Source organism: Streptomyces sp. NBC_00019 (assembly GCF_045041015.1).
Classification (GTDB): domain Bacteria; phylum Actinomycetota; class Actinomycetes; order Streptomycetales; family Streptomycetaceae; genus Streptomyces.
This window is the reverse complement of sequence record NZ_CP108302.1, coordinates 4,255,000-4,269,494: the sequence shown is the minus strand read 5'-3', so window position 1 is coordinate 4,269,494 and position 14,495 is coordinate 4,255,000. Positions and strand designations below refer to the sequence as shown.

Below are 14,495 nucleotides of genomic sequence, written 5' to 3'. Positions count from 1 at the left end.
CCCGATGCGCTACGACTCCCCGCTGGCCGCGGTGGGCAACACCCCTCTGGTGCGCCTGCCGCGGCTGTCGCCGTCCGACGACGTCCGCATCTGGGCCAAGCTGGAGGACCGCAACCCCACCGGCTCGGTCAAGGACCGCCCGGCCCTGCACATGATCGAGCAGGCGGAGAAGGACGGCCGCCTCACCCCGGGCTGCACCATCCTGGAGCCCACCAGCGGCAACACCGGCATCTCCCTGGCCATGGCGGCCAAGCTCAAGGGCTACCGCATGGTCTGCGTGATGCCCGAGAACACCTCGCAGGAGCGCCGGGAACTGCTCGGCATGTGGGGCGCGGAGATCATCCCGTCGCCCGCCGCGGGCGGCTCCAACACGGCCGTACGCGTCGCCAAGGAACTGTCCGCCGAGCACCCCGACTGGGTGATGCTCTACCAGTACGGCAACCCGGACAACGCGGGCGCCCACTACGCCACGACCGGCCCGGAGATCCTCACCGACCTCCCCTCCATCACCCACTTCGTGGCGGGCCTCGGCACCACCGGCACCCTGATGGGCGTCGGCCGCTACCTGCGCGAGCACAAGCCGGACGTCAAGATCGTCGCCGCCGAGCCGCGCTACGACGACCTCGTGTACGGCCTGCGCAACCTCGACGAGGGCTTCGTGCCCGAGCTCTACGACGCCTCGGTCCTGACGACCCGCTTCTCGGTCGGATCGGCGGACGCGGTCACCCGGACCCGCGAACTCCTCCAGCAGGAGGGCATCTTCGCGGGCGTCTCCACGGGCGCCGCCCTGCACGCCGCGATCGGCGTCGGCCACAAGGCGCTGAAGGCGGGGGAGAGCGCGGACATCGCGTTCGTCGTCGCGGACGGCGGCTGGAAGTACCTGTCGACGGGGGTCTACACGGCGGCGACGACGGAGGAAGCGATCGAGACGCTGCAGGGCCAGCTCTGGGCGTGAGCCCTCGTCACGCTCTTCGAGGCTTTACGTCGCCAGGTGACGGACCTGGTCCCACAGGACCGGGTCCACCACCCCCACCCTGCGCCGGAAGTCCCACACCGCCACCTCGCGCAGCTCGTCCGTCTCCAGGAAGCTCGCGCGGCCGTGGGCATCGCCCACCGAACCCGGCGGCAACGGGATCACCCCGGCCCGCTCGTCGTGGAACTTGCTGGTGATCTTCGCGACGACCGCGCGCCTCCCGCGCACCGCGAGCACCAGACACGGCCGGTCCTTGGCCCCCGGCCCGTCCTCGAAGGGCACGTTCGCCCACCAGATCTCCGCAGGCCGTGGACGTGCGGTCCCGGTCCGCGGCCCGGGACGCCCCGGCGGCCGCGTCCTGCGACCCTCCGGTCTGCGCCCCCGTCCCCACCCGTCCACGAGCGTGGCGACCAGCGCCAGCAGTACCACCGCCGCGAGCGCCAGCCACCAGGACGTGTCCATACGGACGACGTTACCGGCGCACGATCCGCATCGCGCGCCTTCTTCCAAGCCTTACGCGCCCCTGGTCCAGCCGAACCGGTGACAGCACAGGTGAGTTCGCCCACAACAGCCCTAGGCGGAGGAGCGACAAGGGGTTTTGCGCCTTACGCTCGACGGACCGCACGACCCCCGAGTCCCCTTTCCCGATCTTCTGGATTCCTGGATCTCCTGGATTACCGCCAGCGGAGGTTTCTGCTTTATGAAGCTCACCGTCGTCGGCTGCTCGGGGTCGTTTCCGTCCGCGGAATCGGCCTGCTCGAGCTACCTCGTAGAGGCCGACGGCTTCCGGCTGCTTCTCGACATGGGCAACGGTGCCCTTGGCGAGCTGCAGCGCCACTGCGGTCTCTACGACCTCGACGCGATCTTCCTCAGCCATCTGCACGCCGACCACTGCATCGACATGTGCGCGTACTTCGTCGCACGCTACTACCGCCATGACGGCGGCCGCTGCGATCCGATCCCGGTCTACGGACCCGAGGGCACGGAACACCGGCTGACCACCGCCTACGCGGACACCCCGACCGCCTCCTCCATGAGCGAGGTCTTCGACTTCCACACGGTCAAGCCGTCCACCTTCGAGGTCGGCCCCTTCACCGTGCACACCGAGCGCGTGGCGCATCCCGTGGAGGCGTACGGCATCCGCGTCGAACACGGCGGCAAGTCGCTCACGTACTCCGGCGACACCGGTACCACCCCGGCGCTGGACGAACTCGCCCTGGACACCGACCTGTTCCTGTGCGAGGCCGCCTTCACGCACGGCAAGGAAGACATCCCCGACCTGCATCTCAACGGCCGCGAGGCGGGTGAGACGGCGGCCCGGGCAGGCGCCCGCCGCCTGGTCCTCACCCACATCCCCCCGTGGACCGACCCGCAGGTCAACCTCACCGACGCCCGCGCGGTCTACGACGGCCCGGTGGAGCTGGCGACGCCGAGGGTGTCGTACGACATCTGAGTCCTCGTACACACACGAAGGCCCCGGAACCTTCCCGGTCCCGGGGCCTTCGTCATGCCGTACGGCGGTCGGAACTCACGCCTTGGTGAGGTCCTCGACCTCCTCCTCGGGCTCGCGGCCCGGGGTGGGGAGGTTGAACTTGGTGATGGCGAAGCGGAAGACGACGTAGTAGACCGCGGCGAAGACCAGGCCGATCGGGATGATCAGCCAGGGCTTGGTGGCCAGGTTCCAGTTGAGGCCGTAGTCGATGGCGCCCGCGGAGAACGTGAAGCCCGCGTGGACACCGAGCGCCCAGGTGATCGCCATGGAGATGGCCGTGAGCACCGCGTGGATCACGTACAGCAGCGGTGCGATGAACATGAACGAGAACTCGATCGGCTCGGTCACACCGGTCACGAAGGAGGTCAGGGCGAGCGAGACCATCATGCCCATCACGGCCTTGCGGCGCTCGGGACGAGCGGAGTGGGCGATCGCGATCGCGGCGGCCGGCAGACCGAACATCATGATCGGGAAGAAGCCCGACATGAACTGGCCGGCGGTCGGGTCACCCGCGAAGAAGCGGTTCAGGTCACCGTGCACCACGGCACCCGCGGAGTCGGTGAAGTCACCGATCTGGAACCAGGAGACGGTGTTGACGAACTGGTGCATGCCGATCGGGATCAGCGCACGGTTGATCAGGCCGAACAGACCGGCACCCACCGAGCCCAGACCGGTGATCCACTCACCGGCGTCGGAGATGACCTCACCGATCGGCTCCCAGACCAGACCGAAGAAGACGCCCATGGCGGTACCGACGAAGGCCATGATGATCGGGACGAGCCGGCGGCCGTTGAAGAAGCCGAGCCAGTCCACCAGCTGCTTGCGGTGGTAGCGCTGCCACAGCACCGCGGACAGCAGACCCATGAGGATGCCGCCGAGGACACCCGGGTTGTTGTAGGTCGCGGCTATGTCCGCGCCCGCCTGCACCTTGGCCTCCGTCACCGGGAAGGCCTTCAGGACATTGCTGTAGACCAGGAACCCGACCAGTGCGGCCAGCGCGGTGGAGCCGTCCGACTTCTTGGCGAAGCCGATCGCGACACCGATGCAGAACAGCATCGGCAGGTTGTCGAAGATCGCGCCACCGGCCGTGGCGAAGACCGCCGTGACCTTGTCGGGCAGGTTCAGCTTCTCCTGCACGTCCGCCTGGCCCAGACGCAGCAGGATGCCCGCCGCCGGCAACACGGCGATCGGAAGCTGCAGACTGCGGCCGACCTTCTGCAGGCCCTGGAAAAGACCGGATCCCCGCTTCTTCGCGGGGGCCGCCGTGTCGGTGGCGGTGCTCATACGTCCTCCATCGGGTGGTGGTCTACACCACTCAGTGGTGTAGACCTGTTGTACACGATGGAGGCCGATATAAGGAACCCGTCAATTCCGCAACCGGAGGGCTACGTACGGTCAGACCTTGGTGACGTCCTCGACCTCGTCCTCCGGCTCCCTACCCGGAGTTTTCAGATCGAACTTCGTGATCGCGAAACGGAAGATCACGTAATAGACGACGGCGAAGCACAAGCCGATCGGAATGATCGCCCACGGTTTCGTCGCCAGATTCCAGTTGATGATGTAGTCGATCAACCCGGCCGAGAAACTGAACCCGTCGTGCACCCCGAGCCCCCACGTCACCGCCATCGACACACCCGTCAGCAGCGCGTGGACCACGTACAGCAGCGGCGCGATGAAGAGGAACGAGTACTCGATCGGCTCGGTGATCCCCGTGACGAACGACGTCAGCGCGACGGAGAGCATGAGACCGCCGACCTCCTTGCGGCGACTCGGTTTGGCGCAGTGCGTCATCGCCAAAGCCGCGGCCGGGAGGGCGAACATCATGATGGGGAAGAACCCGGACGTGAACTGACCCGCGCTGGGGTCGCCCGCCAGGAACATGCTGATGTCACCGTGCACCTCGGTACCGTCCGGCTTGGTGTACGTGCCGAACTGGAACCAGATGGGCACGTTGAGGAACTGGTGCAACCCGATCACCAGCAGAGCCCGGTTCGCGATACCGAAGATGCCCGCACCCCAGGCGCCCGCGTCGCTCAGCCAGTCGCTGAAGTTCTCCAGCCCGTCACCGATCGGCGGCCAGATCCACAGACACAGCGCCGCGAACACGATTGCCACGAACGCCATGATGATCGGCACCAGTCGGCGCCCGTTGAAGAAGCCGAGCCAGTCCACCAGCTTCGTACGGTGATAACGCGCCCAGAAGAACGCCGCCAGCAGACCCATCACGATGCCGCCGAAGACGCCCGGATTCTGGAACGTGAACGCCGTCACCGTGCCGTCCACCGAAGCCACGCAGCCGATGCCGGTCACCGTCTTCGCCCCGGCGGGACAGTCCTCCGGGAACTGGCGCAGCACCGAGTAGTAGACGAGGAAGCCCGCCACCGCGGCCAGCGCCGTCGAACCGTCCGACTTCTTCGCCATGCCGATCGCCACGCCGATGCAGAACAGCAGGGGCAGCCCCAGCTGGCTGTCGAGCAGCGCGCCGCCCGCCCCCGCCATCACCTTGGCCACGTTCGTCCAGCCGAGCCCGTCGTCCCCGAACACGTCCGGCTGCCCGAGCCGGTTGAGGATGCCCGCGGCCGGCAGGACGGCGATGGGGAGCTGAAGGCTGCGGCCCATCTTCTGCAGACCCTGGAACACCGACTGCCACCGTCGGCGTGCGGGAGAGATCTCGGTCTCGGAACTCATGAGTTGGCGACCGCCTGTCAGGTGGTGTAGACCAGTTACGGACGATTGGCTGCTGTGACGTCATCTTTCGGTACATACAGCGCAATCGCTCGCGAAGTTGGGCTAACTGTGCATGAGGAGACCGACATGGCCACCAAAGCTGAGAAGATCGTTGCCGGGCTCGGCGGCATCGACAACATCGAGGAGGTCGAGGGCTGCATCACCCGCCTCCGCACCGAGGTCCACAACGCAGCACTCGTCGACGAAGCCGCCCTGAAGGCCGCCGGCGCCCATGGAGTCGTCAAGATGGGCACCGCGATCCAGGTCGTCATCGGCACCGACGCCGACCCCATCGCCGCGGAGATCGAAGACATGATGTGAGCCTTTGAGCCCACCCCGGAAGGGGCTCCTCCCACCGCGGGAGGAGCCCCTTCCGTATGTGCCGCTAGGCTCAGCGCCATGTCTCGAATCGACGGCCGCACCCCCGAACAGCTCCGCCCTGTCACCATCGAACGTGGCTGGAGCAAGCACGCCGAGGGCTCCGTCCTCGTCTCCTTCGGCGACACGAAGGTCTTCTGCACCGCCTCCGTCACCGAAGGCGTCCCCCGCTGGCGCAAGGGCAGCGGCGAGGGCTGGGTGACCGCCGAATACTCCATGCTCCCCCGCGCCACCAACACCCGCGGCGACCGCGAATCCGTCCGCGGCAAGATCGGCGGCCGCACCCACGAGATCTCCCGCCTCATCGGCCGCTCCCTGCGCGCGGTCATCGACTACAAGGCGCTCGGCGAGAACACCATCGTCCTGGACTGCGATGTCCTCCAGGCCGACGGCGGCACCCGCACCGCGGCCATCACCGGCGCGTACGTGGCGCTGGCGGACGCGATTTCGTGGGCCCAGGGCAGGAAGCTGATCAAGGCCGGCCGCCAGCCCCTGACCGGCACCGTGAGCGCCGTCTCGGTCGGCATCGTGGGAGGGGTGCCGCTGCTGGACCTCTGCTACGAGGAAGACGTCCGTGCCGAGACCGACATGAACGTCGTCTGCACCGGCGACGGCCGCTTCGTCGAGGTCCAGGGCACCGCGGAGGCCGAGCCCTTCGCCCGCGACGAACTCAACTCCCTGCTCGACCTGGCGGTTTCGGGCTGCACGGAACTCGCTGTCCTCCAGCGCAAGGCCCTTGATACCGTCCTCGAAAAGTAAAGGACGCACCAAGAAAAGCGGTCGGAACGGGCAACCCGGCCGCCCGCGCTCGCGTCACTACGGGTACGGGCGTACGGCACACCACCGTACGCTCGGCCAGTACACGGGGGCCCTTGGGGCTGAGCAAGGGAGGACCATCACCATGGCCGAGAGCCGACGCCGTCGAGGTACCGCCATCGCCGCAGTAGTGGCGGCCGTTGGATTGACGGTGGGACTCACGACCGGCTGCGACGCGGTCAACAAGGCCCTGGACTGTGTCCAGACCGCCGAGGCCGTCGCCGACAGCGTGACCGACCTCCAGCAGGCCGTCGAGAACGCGTCCAACGACCCGACCCAGATCGAGGAGTCCCTCGGCTCCATCGACAAGAACCTCGACGAGATCGGCGACAAGACCGACAACGCCGACGTCAACAAGGCGGTCGACAACCTCAACGAGGCGGTCAACAACGTCCGTACGGCGGTGAAGAACGGCGACGAGACGCCCGACCTCAGCCCCATCACGGACGCGGCGGGCGAGTTGACGAAGGTCTGCACGTCGTAGGTGAGCGGGGGATGGGGCCGGGATACTGGACCCCATGACCCGCCTGATCATCGCCACACGCAACGCCGGAAAAATCACCGAACTCCACGCCATCCTCGCCGACGCAGGCCTGCCTCACGACCTGGTCGGCGCGGACGCGTACCCCGACGTACCCGACGTCAAGGAGACGGGGGTGACGTTCGCGGAGAACGCCCTACTGAAGGCCCACGCGCTGGCCCAGGCAACGGGACTGCCGGCGGTCGCCGACGACTCGGGCCTCTGCGTCGACGTCCTGAACGGCGTCCCGGGCATCTTCTCGGCCCGCTGGTCAGGCAGCCACGGCGACGACAAGGCCAACCTGAACCTCCTCCTGGCCCAGCTCTCGGACATCGCCGACGAACACCGAGGCGCCCACTTCGCCTGCGCGGCAGCCCTGGCCCTGCCCGACGGCACGGAACGAGTCGTCGAGGGCCGCCTGCGCGGCCTGCTCCGCCACACTCCGGCCGGCACGAACGGCTTCGGCTACGACCCGATCCTCCAGCCGGAGGGGGAGTCGCGGACTTGCGCCGAACTGACCGCGGAGGAGAAGAACGCGATCAGCCATCGGGGCCAGGCGTTCCGGGCGTTGGTGCCGGTGGTGCGGGAGCTGTTGGGCTGAGACGGGAGAGAGGGGCCGCCCGCGTCGGGCAGCCCCTCTTGTATGTGCGGTCGGTGGGACTCGAACCCACACGGGATTTCTCCCACGGGCACCTAAAACCCGCGCGTATCGCCTATTTCGCCACGACCGCCCCAAAACGGACATCATGCTCGACCGATGACGTCCAGTGTACGGGTCGAGCCGACTACGCCACGAGGGGCGCCTTTGCCTTCCGGCGGCACCATGTCTCTGTCAGCGCGTGACAGTTGGGGCACAGGTACCGCAGGTTCTCCCGGCGATTGTCGCGCCAGTCCCCGTTGACGTGATCGATCTGCAGTGTGATCGGCTGCCCCAGCCACTCGCCCTCGCTGCCGCAGGTCTCACATGCGTAGGGCACTCCGATCTCGGTCGGCGCACGGTGGAGTTGAGTCCGGTTGGTCCGTCCGGCGTGACGGGGGAGTGCGACGAGAACTCGGTGTGCGGGGTGAGGGCAACTGCCCAACGCCGACGGGACGTTCCGGAGTGAGCGGCTGGAGGCGGCCTTCAGTGGCTCTGGGGACTGGGCGGCGTATCTCATCAGGCTCGGCGCGCGTCCCGTCGGGTTCGCCTTCGTGCGGGCGCTCAGCGAACCCACTCGTGTGCTCAACAGCTTCTTCGTCGTGCGAGGGGCTCGGCGCTCCGGGATCGGGTTGCGGGCCGTACGGCACGTCGTCGCCAGGCATCCCGGGCAGTGGACCGTCGCGTTTCAGGACGACAATCCCGCCGCCGTCCGGTTCTGGCGGCGGGTCGGGGACGCGCTCGCTCCCGGTGAATGGAAAGAGGAGCGCAGGCCGGTGCCTGAGAGGCCCGACCTGGCTCCTGATGTGTGGATCTCGTTCCGGTATCCCGGAAGCTAGATGCCCAGGTCCTTGAGGATCTTTGCCACGTGGCCCGTCGCCCGGACGTTGTAGAGGGCCCGTTCGACTTTGCCCTCCTCGTCCACGACGATCGTGGAGCGGATGACGCCCATGTAGGTCTTGCCGTAGTTCTTCTTCTCGCCGAAGGCGGCGTAGGCGTCGAGGACCTGCTTGTCCTCGTCCGCGAGGAGGGTGATCTTCAGGGATTCCTTGTCGCGGAACTTCGCCAGCTTCTCCGGCTTGTCCGGGGAGATGCCGATGACGTCGTAACCCGCGCCGGCCAGCACCTCCAGGTTGTCCGTGAAGTCACAGGCCTGCTTCGTGCAGCCGGGGGTCAGGGCCGCGGGGTAGAAGTAGACGATGACCTTGCGGCCTTTGTGGTCCGAGAGGGACACGTCATTGCCGTCGGCGTCGGGGAGGGTGAAGGCGGGGGCCACGTCCCCGGGCTGGAGTCGCTCGCTCATCGGACCAGCCTAACCGGGGGTGCTGACAGTGCGGCTGCCCGGCGAACTGACAGACTGTCCAGAACAGCATCAGCAGACACCTCGGAGGCCGTACGGTGGCGGACACGTCGGACATCAGATCCCCGGCGCAGATCGAGGCGGACATCAAGCGCCGCCGCGAGAACCTGGCCGAGACGCTCGACGAGATCGGGGTGCGGGTGCACCCGAAGACGATCGTCGGCGACGCCAAGGCCAAGGTCGTGTCGAACATCGACCACACGCTCGGGCGGGCCTACGTCGGCGTCAATCGGGCCGTCAGCAACACCAAGGCCCAGTTCGTCGACGGTGAAGGCGCCCCGCGCCTCGAGCGCATCCTTCCCGTCGCGCTCGTCGCCGTCGGACTCGTGGGGCTGCTCGCCCTGGGGACCCGGCGTCGTAAGGGCTGACCCGGGCACGTACGCATCCCCCTCAGGCAGGTAGGTTCTCAGCCGTGAGCGCCAACAGAAACAGCACCCAGGACGACAAGCTGCCCATCCGGATGCTGCACGACCGGGTACTCGTCCGGCAGGACGCCGGCGAGGGCGAGCGGCGTTCCGGGGGCGGCATCCTCATCCCCGCCACCGCGGCCGTGGGCCGGCGGCTGGCGTGGGCGGATGTCGTCGCGGTCGGACAGAACGTACGGACCGTCGAGCCGGGCGACCGGGTTCTGTACGACCCCGAGGACCGTGCCGAGGTCGAGGTGCGGGGTGTCGCCTATGTGCTCATGCGCGAGCGTGACCTGCATGCGGTGGCCGCGGACCGGTTCGAGGGGTCCGAGGACTCGACTGGGCTGTACCTGTAGATCCAACCTGTAGATCCAACCTGTAGATCCAACCTGTGGGTCCAGCCTGTGGATCCAAGCCGAAAAGGGTCGGTGACCATCGTCACCGGCCTCTTTTCGCTGTCCTTTTGCTACCTTTGAAGGACGACCCGACGAGACGCGCCGTACCGGGCTGTAAAGCAAAGACGACGCACCCCGTGAAGAAATCCGCGTCTCGGAGGTGCCTGTCATGGCCTGGGTTCTGCTCGTCGTCGCCGGTCTGCTCGAGGTCGGCTGGTCGATCGGGATTCTGTGCTTACTGGGGGACACCCCCAGACCCCCGTACACCGACGGTTTCACCCGGCTGGTCCCCAGCCTGCTCACCGGGGCGGGCATCGTGGCCAGCATGGTTCTGCTGTCCCACGCCGCGAAGACCCTTCCCATCGGTACCGCCTACGGCGTGTGGGTGGGTATCGGGGCCGCAGGGGCGGCGGTGCTCGGCATGGTGGTGCTGGGGGAGCCGGCGACCGCCGCCCGGATCTTCTTCGTGTGCCTGCTGCTCGTCGCTGTCGTCGGGCTGAAGGCGACGTCCGGTCACTGAGTCGTCGGTGGGCCTCCGCCCGCCGTCGTGCCGCCTGTCGTACCGGTTGTCGTGCCGCCGGTGGTCGTGTCTCCCGTGGTGCCGCCCGTCGTGGTCGTATCCCCTGTGGTGCCGCCCGTCGTGGTGGTGTCGCCGGTCGTCCCGCCCGTGGTGGTCGTGTCGCCCGTCGTACCGCCCGTGGTGGTGTCTCCCGTCGTCCCGCCGGTCGTCGTGGTGTCTCCCGTCGTGCCGCCGTCGGTCTGACCGCCCGTGTCCTGGCCACCGTCGGTCGTGCCGCCGTTGTCCTCGCCCTCCGTGTCCTCCGGGGGGACGAAGCTCGGTTCCTGCGTCGGCGTCTCGACCACGTCGGCGCCCTCCTGGAGTTCGAGGTCGAACTCACTGGCGGGCTTGCCCTTCAGGGCGGCCTGGGTGAACTGGGCCCAGATCTCGGTGGGCGCCCCGCCGCCGTTGATACGCGGCAGGCCCATCACGTTGTACAGGGACTTGTGCTTGGCGGTGACCGGGTCCTGGCCCATCACCGCGACGACGGTGGCGAGGTCGGGGGTGTAGCCGGCGAACCAGGCGGCCTGGTCCTCCTCGGCCGTGCCGGTCTTGCCGGCCGCCGGGCGGCCCGCGGCCTGGGCGGCGGTGGCGGTGCCGTTCTCCACGACGCTCTGCAGGATCGACGTCGTGGTGTCGGCGGCCTGGCGGGTGACGACCTGGGAGCTCTTGCGCTCCGGCAGCTCCACGACGTCCTTGCCGTCCCTGGTGATGGTCTTGATCAGCGTGTACGCGCCGTGCTTGCCGTGGTTGGCGAGCGTGGCGTACGACTCCGCCATGTCGAGGACGCTGGCGGTGTTCACGCCGAGCGCGATGGACGGCGAGGCGGTCAGGTCGGGGGTGGCGGAGGGGATACCGAGGGCGACCGCGGTGTCCTTGACCTTGTCGGAGCCCACGTCCACGGCCATCTGCGCGTACACCGAGTTCACCGACTTGTCGGTGGCGGTGCGCACGGTGATGTCGCCGTACGACACGTCGTCCTCGTTGGCCGGGTCGTAGCTGCCGCCGGTCCAGCCCTGGACGGGACGCTTGTTGGTGCCGTCGTAGATGGTGTTCGGGGTGATGGTGCGGCCGTCCTGCGTGGTCGACTCGTTCTGGACGGCCGAGGTGAACACGAAGGGCTTGAAGGTGGAGCCGACCTGGAAGTCCCGGCGGGTGGCGTTGTTCGTGTACTGCTTGACGTAGTCGATGCCGCCGTACATGGCGACGACCTGCCCGGTCTTGGGATCGACGGCGGCGCCGCCCGCGCGGACGTAGGTGTCGACCTTGCGGTTCTTCTTGTCGAGCTTGTCCATCAGCTTGTCGTTGACGGCGTCGACGAAGGCGTCCTGCTTGCTCTTCTGGAAGGTGGTGGTGATGCGGTAACCGCCTGCGTCGAGCTCGTCGGCGGTGAGGATCTTGTTGTCGCTCAGATAGTCGTTGACGGCGTTGACGAGGTAGCCGCGCTGCCCGGACATGCCGGTGGAGACGGTGGCCTCCTTCGGCATCGGGAACTTCAGGCCGGTGCGCTCGGACTGCTCCAGCCAGCCCTCCTTGACCATGCCGTCGAGGACGTAGTTCCAGCGGGCCACGGCGGCCGACTTGTTCTCGGGGTGGGCGACGACGTCGTACTCGCTGGGCGCGTTGAGCAGGGCGGCGAGATAGGCGCCCTCGGCCGCGGAGAGGTCGGTGGCGTCCTTGCCGTAATACGCCTGGGCGGCGGCCTGGATGCCGTAGGAATTGCGGCCGAAGTAGCTGGTGTTGAGGTAGCCCTCGAGGATCTCGGCCTTGGACTTCTCCCGGTCCAGCTTGACCGAGATGAAGAACTCCTTCACCTTGCGGGTGACGGTCTGCTCCTGCGCGAGGTAGTAGTTCTTCACGTACTGCTGGGTGATCGTGGAGCCGGACTGGGTGCCCTTGCCGGTGGCGGTGTTCCAGCCGGCGCGCAGCATCGCCTTGGGGTCGATCGCCGACTCGGAGTAGAAGTCGCGGTCCTCGGCGGCCAGTACGGCGCGCTGGGCCTCCACGGAGATCTGGGCGAGGCTGACGTTCTCGCGGTTTACCTCGCCGTCGCGGGCGAGTTGGCTGCCGTCCGCGTAGAGGTAGACGTTGGACTGCTTGGTGGCGAGGGCGTTGGCGGGCGGGATCTTCACCAGCGAGTAGCCGAGGAAGAACAGGCCGATCAGCAGCAGTATCCCGAGGACGAAGGTGCCGAGCACCATGCGCCAGGTGGGGATGATCCGTCGCCATCCGGTCCGCTTGGGCCGCTTCGGCTTCTTCCCGCCGGGCTCTTCAGTCGCCTGAGGTTCTCTGGGTGCCCAGCCCTGGTTCGGCTGCTGCGGCTCGTCGCTCATGTCGTGCACGGACTCCTGTTTCACGCTTTTACGTCGTACGTCGCCGTACGCCCTCGTACGTCTTCTGCGCCCCTGGATGAAGACTGTCGCACCATGCGTTCCGTTCCCGATGAGCGGCGCGCGTCCGCCCGGAAAATGGGTGGCATGCGTCACCACCAGCGGGCTAGGCTCCTGCGCTTCGGTGTCCGGACGGGCCGGGGAGGGCTGGGACTGATGGGTTCGGGACGGTTGTACCTGGCCGTCGCGGCGGGCGGATTCAGACGGTACGCGACCTATCGGGCGGCCACCGCGGCCGGGGTGTTCACCAACACGGTGTTCGGGTTGATTCTCGTCTACACCTACACCGCGCTGTGGGACGAGAAGCCGCACCTGGGCGGGTACGACCTGGCCCAGGCCGTCACCTATGTGTGGATCGGCCAGTCGCTGTTCAAGACGCTCGCCAACGGTGGCGGGGGCGTCGAGAGCGAGCTCATGGAGCGTATCCGTACGGGTGACATCGCGATCGACCTGTACCGTCCGGCCGATCTCCAACTGTGGTGGCTGGCCGCCGACTTGGGCCGGGCGGGGTTCGAGCTGCTGGGTCGCGGGGTGATCCCCTTCGTGTTCGGCGCACTGGTCTTCGACCTCGCGCTGCCGACGGACGTGTCCTCGTGGGTGGCGTTCTTCGGGGCGGTGCTGCTGGCGATGCTGGTCAGTTTCGGGATCCGGTATCTGGTGGCGTTGAGCGCGTTCTGGCTGCTCGACGGCACCGGGGTGGCGCAGATGGTGATGTTCGTCGGGTGGTTCTGCTCGGGGATGATCCTGCCGCTGAACGTCTTCCCGGGCACGCTCGGCGAGGTCGTACGCGCCCTGCCGTGGTCGTCGCTGCTGCAGGCGCCCGCGGATGTGCTGATGGGGCACGCCGATCCGCTGGGCACCTATGCCTTCCAGGCGATGTGGGCGGTGGTGCTGCTGGCGGCCGGGCGGATGGTGCAGGGGGCGGCGACGCGGCGGGTGGTGGTGCAGGGTGGTTGACACCGGCAGGGTGGCCGAGAGCGGCACGGCGACCGAGAGTGGCAGGGCGACTGAGAGCGGCAGGGTCGTCGACGGGCTGCGTGCCTACCGGATGATCTCCGCGATGTGGATCCGCTCCACGATGGCCTACCGGGCCTCCTTCCTCATGACCACGCTGGGCAACTTCACGGCGACCGCGCTCGACTTCGTCGCGATCATGCTGATGTTCTCCCGTGTCGACGCGCTCGGCGGCTATGCGCTGCCCCAAGTCGCCTTCCTGTACGGGCTGTCCAGCACCGCGTTCGGTCTCGCCGATCTGCTGCTCGGTTCTATGGAGAAGCTGGGCCGGCGGGTGCGTGACGGCACGCTGGACACACTGTTGGTGCGTCCGGCGCCGGTGCTCGCGCAGATGGCGGCGGACCAGTTCGGGCTGCGGCGCCTGGGGCGGATCACACAGGGTGTGATGGTGCTGGTCTACGGGCTGGCCACCGTCGACATCGACTGGACGCCGCTGAAGCTGCTGCTGATGCCGGTGATGATCCTGAGCGGCGCCGGGATCTTCGGCGCGGTGTTCATCGCGGGCGCGGCCTTCCAGTTCGTGGCGAAGGACGCCTCCGAGGTGCAGAACGCATTCACATACGGCGGTACGACGATGCTGCAGTACCCGCCGACGGTGTTCGCGACGGAACTGGTGCGCGGGGTGACGTTCGTGTTCCCGCTGGCCTTCGTCAACTGGCTGCCGGCGACGTATGTGCTGGGCGTGCCGCTGCCGCTCGGGCTGCCCCAGTGGGTGGCGTTCCTGTCGCCGCTGGTGGCGGTGGCGTGTTGTGGGCTGGCGGGGCTGGCGTGGCGGGCCGGGTTGCGGACGTATCAGAGCACAGGGAACTGAGGGGTCGTGGGCGAGG

17 protein-coding genes, 1 tRNA gene and 1 riboswitch are annotated in these 14,495 nt (G+C 67.8%); of the genes, 12 read left to right on the top strand and 6 right to left on the bottom strand.

The features are described from left to right. Positions 1–4: 4 nt before the first annotated feature. Positions 5–955 carry a PLP-dependent cysteine synthase family protein gene (locus tag OHU89_RS20105; protein ID WP_266891818.1) on the top strand — a complete coding sequence of 317 codons (951 nt, stop codon included), beginning with the start codon at positions 5–7 and terminating at the stop codon, positions 953–955. A 24-nt stretch (positions 956–979) separates the two neighbouring features. Here the strand turns inward: OHU89_RS20105 and OHU89_RS20100 are convergent, their stop codons facing one another. Next, positions 980–1,435, bottom strand: a complete 456-nt coding sequence (locus OHU89_RS20100; RefSeq protein ID WP_405644732.1) for a type II toxin-antitoxin system PemK/MazF family toxin — start codon at positions 1,433–1,435, stop codon at positions 980–982. A 238-nt stretch (positions 1,436–1,673) separates the two neighbouring features. Between OHU89_RS20100 and OHU89_RS20095 the strand changes: the two genes are divergently transcribed. Continuing rightward, positions 1,674–2,426, top strand: coding sequence for an MBL fold metallo-hydrolase (locus OHU89_RS20095; RefSeq protein WP_405644730.1), 753 nt, complete (start codon positions 1,674–1,676; stop codon positions 2,424–2,426). Between the two features lie 75 nt (positions 2,427–2,501). Here the strand turns inward: OHU89_RS20095 and OHU89_RS20090 are convergent, their stop codons facing one another. Next, positions 2,502–3,749 (bottom strand): PTS transporter subunit EIIC, encoded by a 1,248-nt coding sequence (locus OHU89_RS20090; protein WP_266891824.1) that lies wholly within the window; start codon positions 3,747–3,749, stop codon positions 2,502–2,504. A gap of 111 nt (positions 3,750–3,860) precedes the next feature. Beyond that, positions 3,861–5,153, bottom strand: coding sequence for a PTS transporter subunit EIIC (locus OHU89_RS20085; protein WP_405644729.1), 1,293 nt, complete (start codon positions 5,151–5,153; stop codon positions 3,861–3,863). 108 nt (positions 5,154–5,261) lie between these two features. Here OHU89_RS20085 and OHU89_RS20080 point away from each other — a divergent pair, with 108 nt between their 5' ends. The 4 genes from OHU89_RS20080 (at position 5,262) to rdgB (ending at position 7,507) form a co-directional block, all read left to right on the top strand. Further along, the gene (locus tag OHU89_RS20080) at positions 5,262–5,513 is read left to right on the top strand and encodes a glucose PTS transporter subunit EIIB (protein ID WP_405644727.1); all 252 of its coding nucleotides are present in this window, start codon (positions 5,262–5,264) and stop codon (positions 5,511–5,513) included. Between the two features lie 78 nt (positions 5,514–5,591). Further along, positions 5,592–6,329 (top strand): ribonuclease PH, encoded by a 738-nt coding sequence (gene rph / locus OHU89_RS20075; protein WP_405644725.1) that lies wholly within the window; start codon positions 5,592–5,594, stop codon positions 6,327–6,329. Positions 6,330–6,471: 142 nt separating this feature from the next. Further along, a complete protein-coding gene (locus tag OHU89_RS20070; protein WP_266891829.1) occupies positions 6,472–6,870 on the top strand; it encodes a hypothetical protein in 399 nt (132 codons plus the stop codon). Between the two features lie 34 nt (positions 6,871–6,904). Next, positions 6,905–7,507, top strand: a complete 603-nt coding sequence (rdgB, locus tag OHU89_RS20065; RefSeq protein WP_405644722.1) for an RdgB/HAM1 family non-canonical purine NTP pyrophosphatase — start codon at positions 6,905–6,907, stop codon at positions 7,505–7,507. A 45-nt stretch (positions 7,508–7,552) separates the two neighbouring features. On the opposite strand, the gene OHU89_RS20060 is transcribed toward rdgB, so the two are convergent. After that, a tRNA-Leu gene (locus tag OHU89_RS20060) sits at positions 7,553–7,637 on the bottom strand. A 343-nt stretch (positions 7,638–7,980) separates the two neighbouring features. Here OHU89_RS20060 and OHU89_RS20055 point away from each other — a divergent pair. Continuing rightward, entirely contained in the window at positions 7,981–8,382 is a 402-nt protein-coding gene (locus OHU89_RS20055) for a GNAT family N-acetyltransferase (protein WP_405654574.1), read from the top strand. Here the strand turns inward: OHU89_RS20055 and bcp are convergent. Beyond that, the gene (gene bcp, locus OHU89_RS20050) at positions 8,379–8,846 is read right to left on the bottom strand and encodes a thioredoxin-dependent thiol peroxidase (RefSeq protein ID WP_266891840.1); all 468 of its coding nucleotides are present in this window, start codon (positions 8,844–8,846) and stop codon (positions 8,379–8,381) included. The genes OHU89_RS20055 and bcp overlap by 4 nt on opposite strands. A gap of 95 nt (positions 8,847–8,941) precedes the next feature. On the opposite strand from bcp, the gene OHU89_RS20045 reads away from it, so the two are divergent. The 3 genes from OHU89_RS20045 to OHU89_RS20035 all read left to right on the top strand — a co-directional run bounded on the left by OHU89_RS20045 (position 8,942) and on the right by OHU89_RS20035 (position 10,225). Further along, positions 8,942–9,271: a DUF3618 domain-containing protein gene (locus OHU89_RS20045; RefSeq protein ID WP_405644720.1), complete on the top strand. Its 330-nt coding sequence runs from the start codon at positions 8,942–8,944 to the stop codon at positions 9,269–9,271. Positions 9,272–9,315: 44 nt separating this feature from the next. Then, complete coding sequence (locus OHU89_RS20040; protein WP_405644718.1) at positions 9,316–9,666, top strand: GroES family chaperonin; 351 nt, start codon at positions 9,316–9,318, stop codon at positions 9,664–9,666. Positions 9,667–9,764: 98 nt separating this feature from the next. Beyond that, positions 9,765–9,840, top strand: a riboswitch (guanidine-III (ykkC-III) riboswitch). Positions 9,841–9,874: 34 nt separating this feature from the next. After that, a complete protein-coding gene (locus OHU89_RS20035) occupies positions 9,875–10,225 on the top strand; it encodes a DMT family transporter (protein ID WP_405644716.1) in 351 nt (116 codons plus the stop codon). Here the strand turns inward: OHU89_RS20035 and OHU89_RS20030 are convergent. Beyond that, the gene (locus OHU89_RS20030; RefSeq protein ID WP_405644715.1) at positions 10,219–12,597 is read right to left on the bottom strand and encodes a transglycosylase domain-containing protein; all 2,379 of its coding nucleotides are present in this window, start codon (positions 12,595–12,597) and stop codon (positions 10,219–10,221) included. The genes OHU89_RS20035 and OHU89_RS20030 overlap by 7 nt on opposite strands. Positions 12,598–12,810: 213 nt before the next feature. Between OHU89_RS20030 and OHU89_RS20025 the strand changes: the two genes are divergently transcribed. Together OHU89_RS20025 and OHU89_RS20020 are read left to right on the top strand one after the other, a co-directional pair. Further along, complete coding sequence (locus OHU89_RS20025; protein ID WP_365398640.1) at positions 12,811–13,611, top strand: ABC-2 family transporter protein; 801 nt, start codon at positions 12,811–12,813, stop codon at positions 13,609–13,611. Then, positions 13,604–14,479, top strand: a complete 876-nt coding sequence (locus OHU89_RS20020) for an ABC transporter permease (RefSeq protein ID WP_405644713.1) — start codon at positions 13,604–13,606, stop codon at positions 14,477–14,479. The genes OHU89_RS20025 and OHU89_RS20020 overlap by 8 nt, the downstream gene beginning before the upstream one ends. Positions 14,480–14,495: the final 16 nt, after the last annotated feature.

Bases quoted from the DNA above. Each gene is read 5' to 3' on its own strand.
- bcp (WP_266891840.1), bottom strand. From the start codon at position 8,846: ATGAGCGAGCGACTCCAGCCCGGGGACGTGGCCCCCGCCTTCACCCTC.
- rph (WP_405644725.1), top strand. From the start codon at position 5,592: ATGTCTCGAATCGACGGCCGCACCCCCGAACAGCTCCGCCCTGTCACC.
- OHU89_RS20035 (WP_405644716.1), top strand. From the start codon at position 9,875: ATGGCCTGGGTTCTGCTCGTCGTCGCCGGTCTGCTCGAGGTCGGCTGG.
- OHU89_RS20030 (WP_405644715.1), bottom strand. From the start codon at position 12,597: ATGAGCGACGAGCCGCAGCAGCCGAACCAGGGCTGGGCACCCAGAGAA.
- OHU89_RS20095 (WP_405644730.1), top strand. From the start codon at position 1,674: ATGAAGCTCACCGTCGTCGGCTGCTCGGGGTCGTTTCCGTCCGCGGAA.
- OHU89_RS20090 (WP_266891824.1), bottom strand. From the start codon at position 3,749: ATGAGCACCGCCACCGACACGGCGGCCCCCGCGAAGAAGCGGGGATCC.
- OHU89_RS20105 (WP_266891818.1), top strand. From the start codon at position 5: ATGCGCTACGACTCCCCGCTGGCCGCGGTGGGCAACACCCCTCTGGTG.
- OHU89_RS20025 (WP_365398640.1), top strand. From the start codon at position 12,811: ATGGGTTCGGGACGGTTGTACCTGGCCGTCGCGGCGGGCGGATTCAGA.
- rdgB (WP_405644722.1), top strand. From the start codon at position 6,905: ATGACCCGCCTGATCATCGCCACACGCAACGCCGGAAAAATCACCGAA.
- OHU89_RS20085 (WP_405644729.1), bottom strand. From the start codon at position 5,153: ATGAGTTCCGAGACCGAGATCTCTCCCGCACGCCGACGGTGGCAGTCG.
- OHU89_RS20070 (WP_266891829.1), top strand. From the start codon at position 6,472: ATGGCCGAGAGCCGACGCCGTCGAGGTACCGCCATCGCCGCAGTAGTG.
- OHU89_RS20100 (WP_405644732.1), bottom strand. From the start codon at position 1,435: ATGGACACGTCCTGGTGGCTGGCGCTCGCGGCGGTGGTACTGCTGGCG.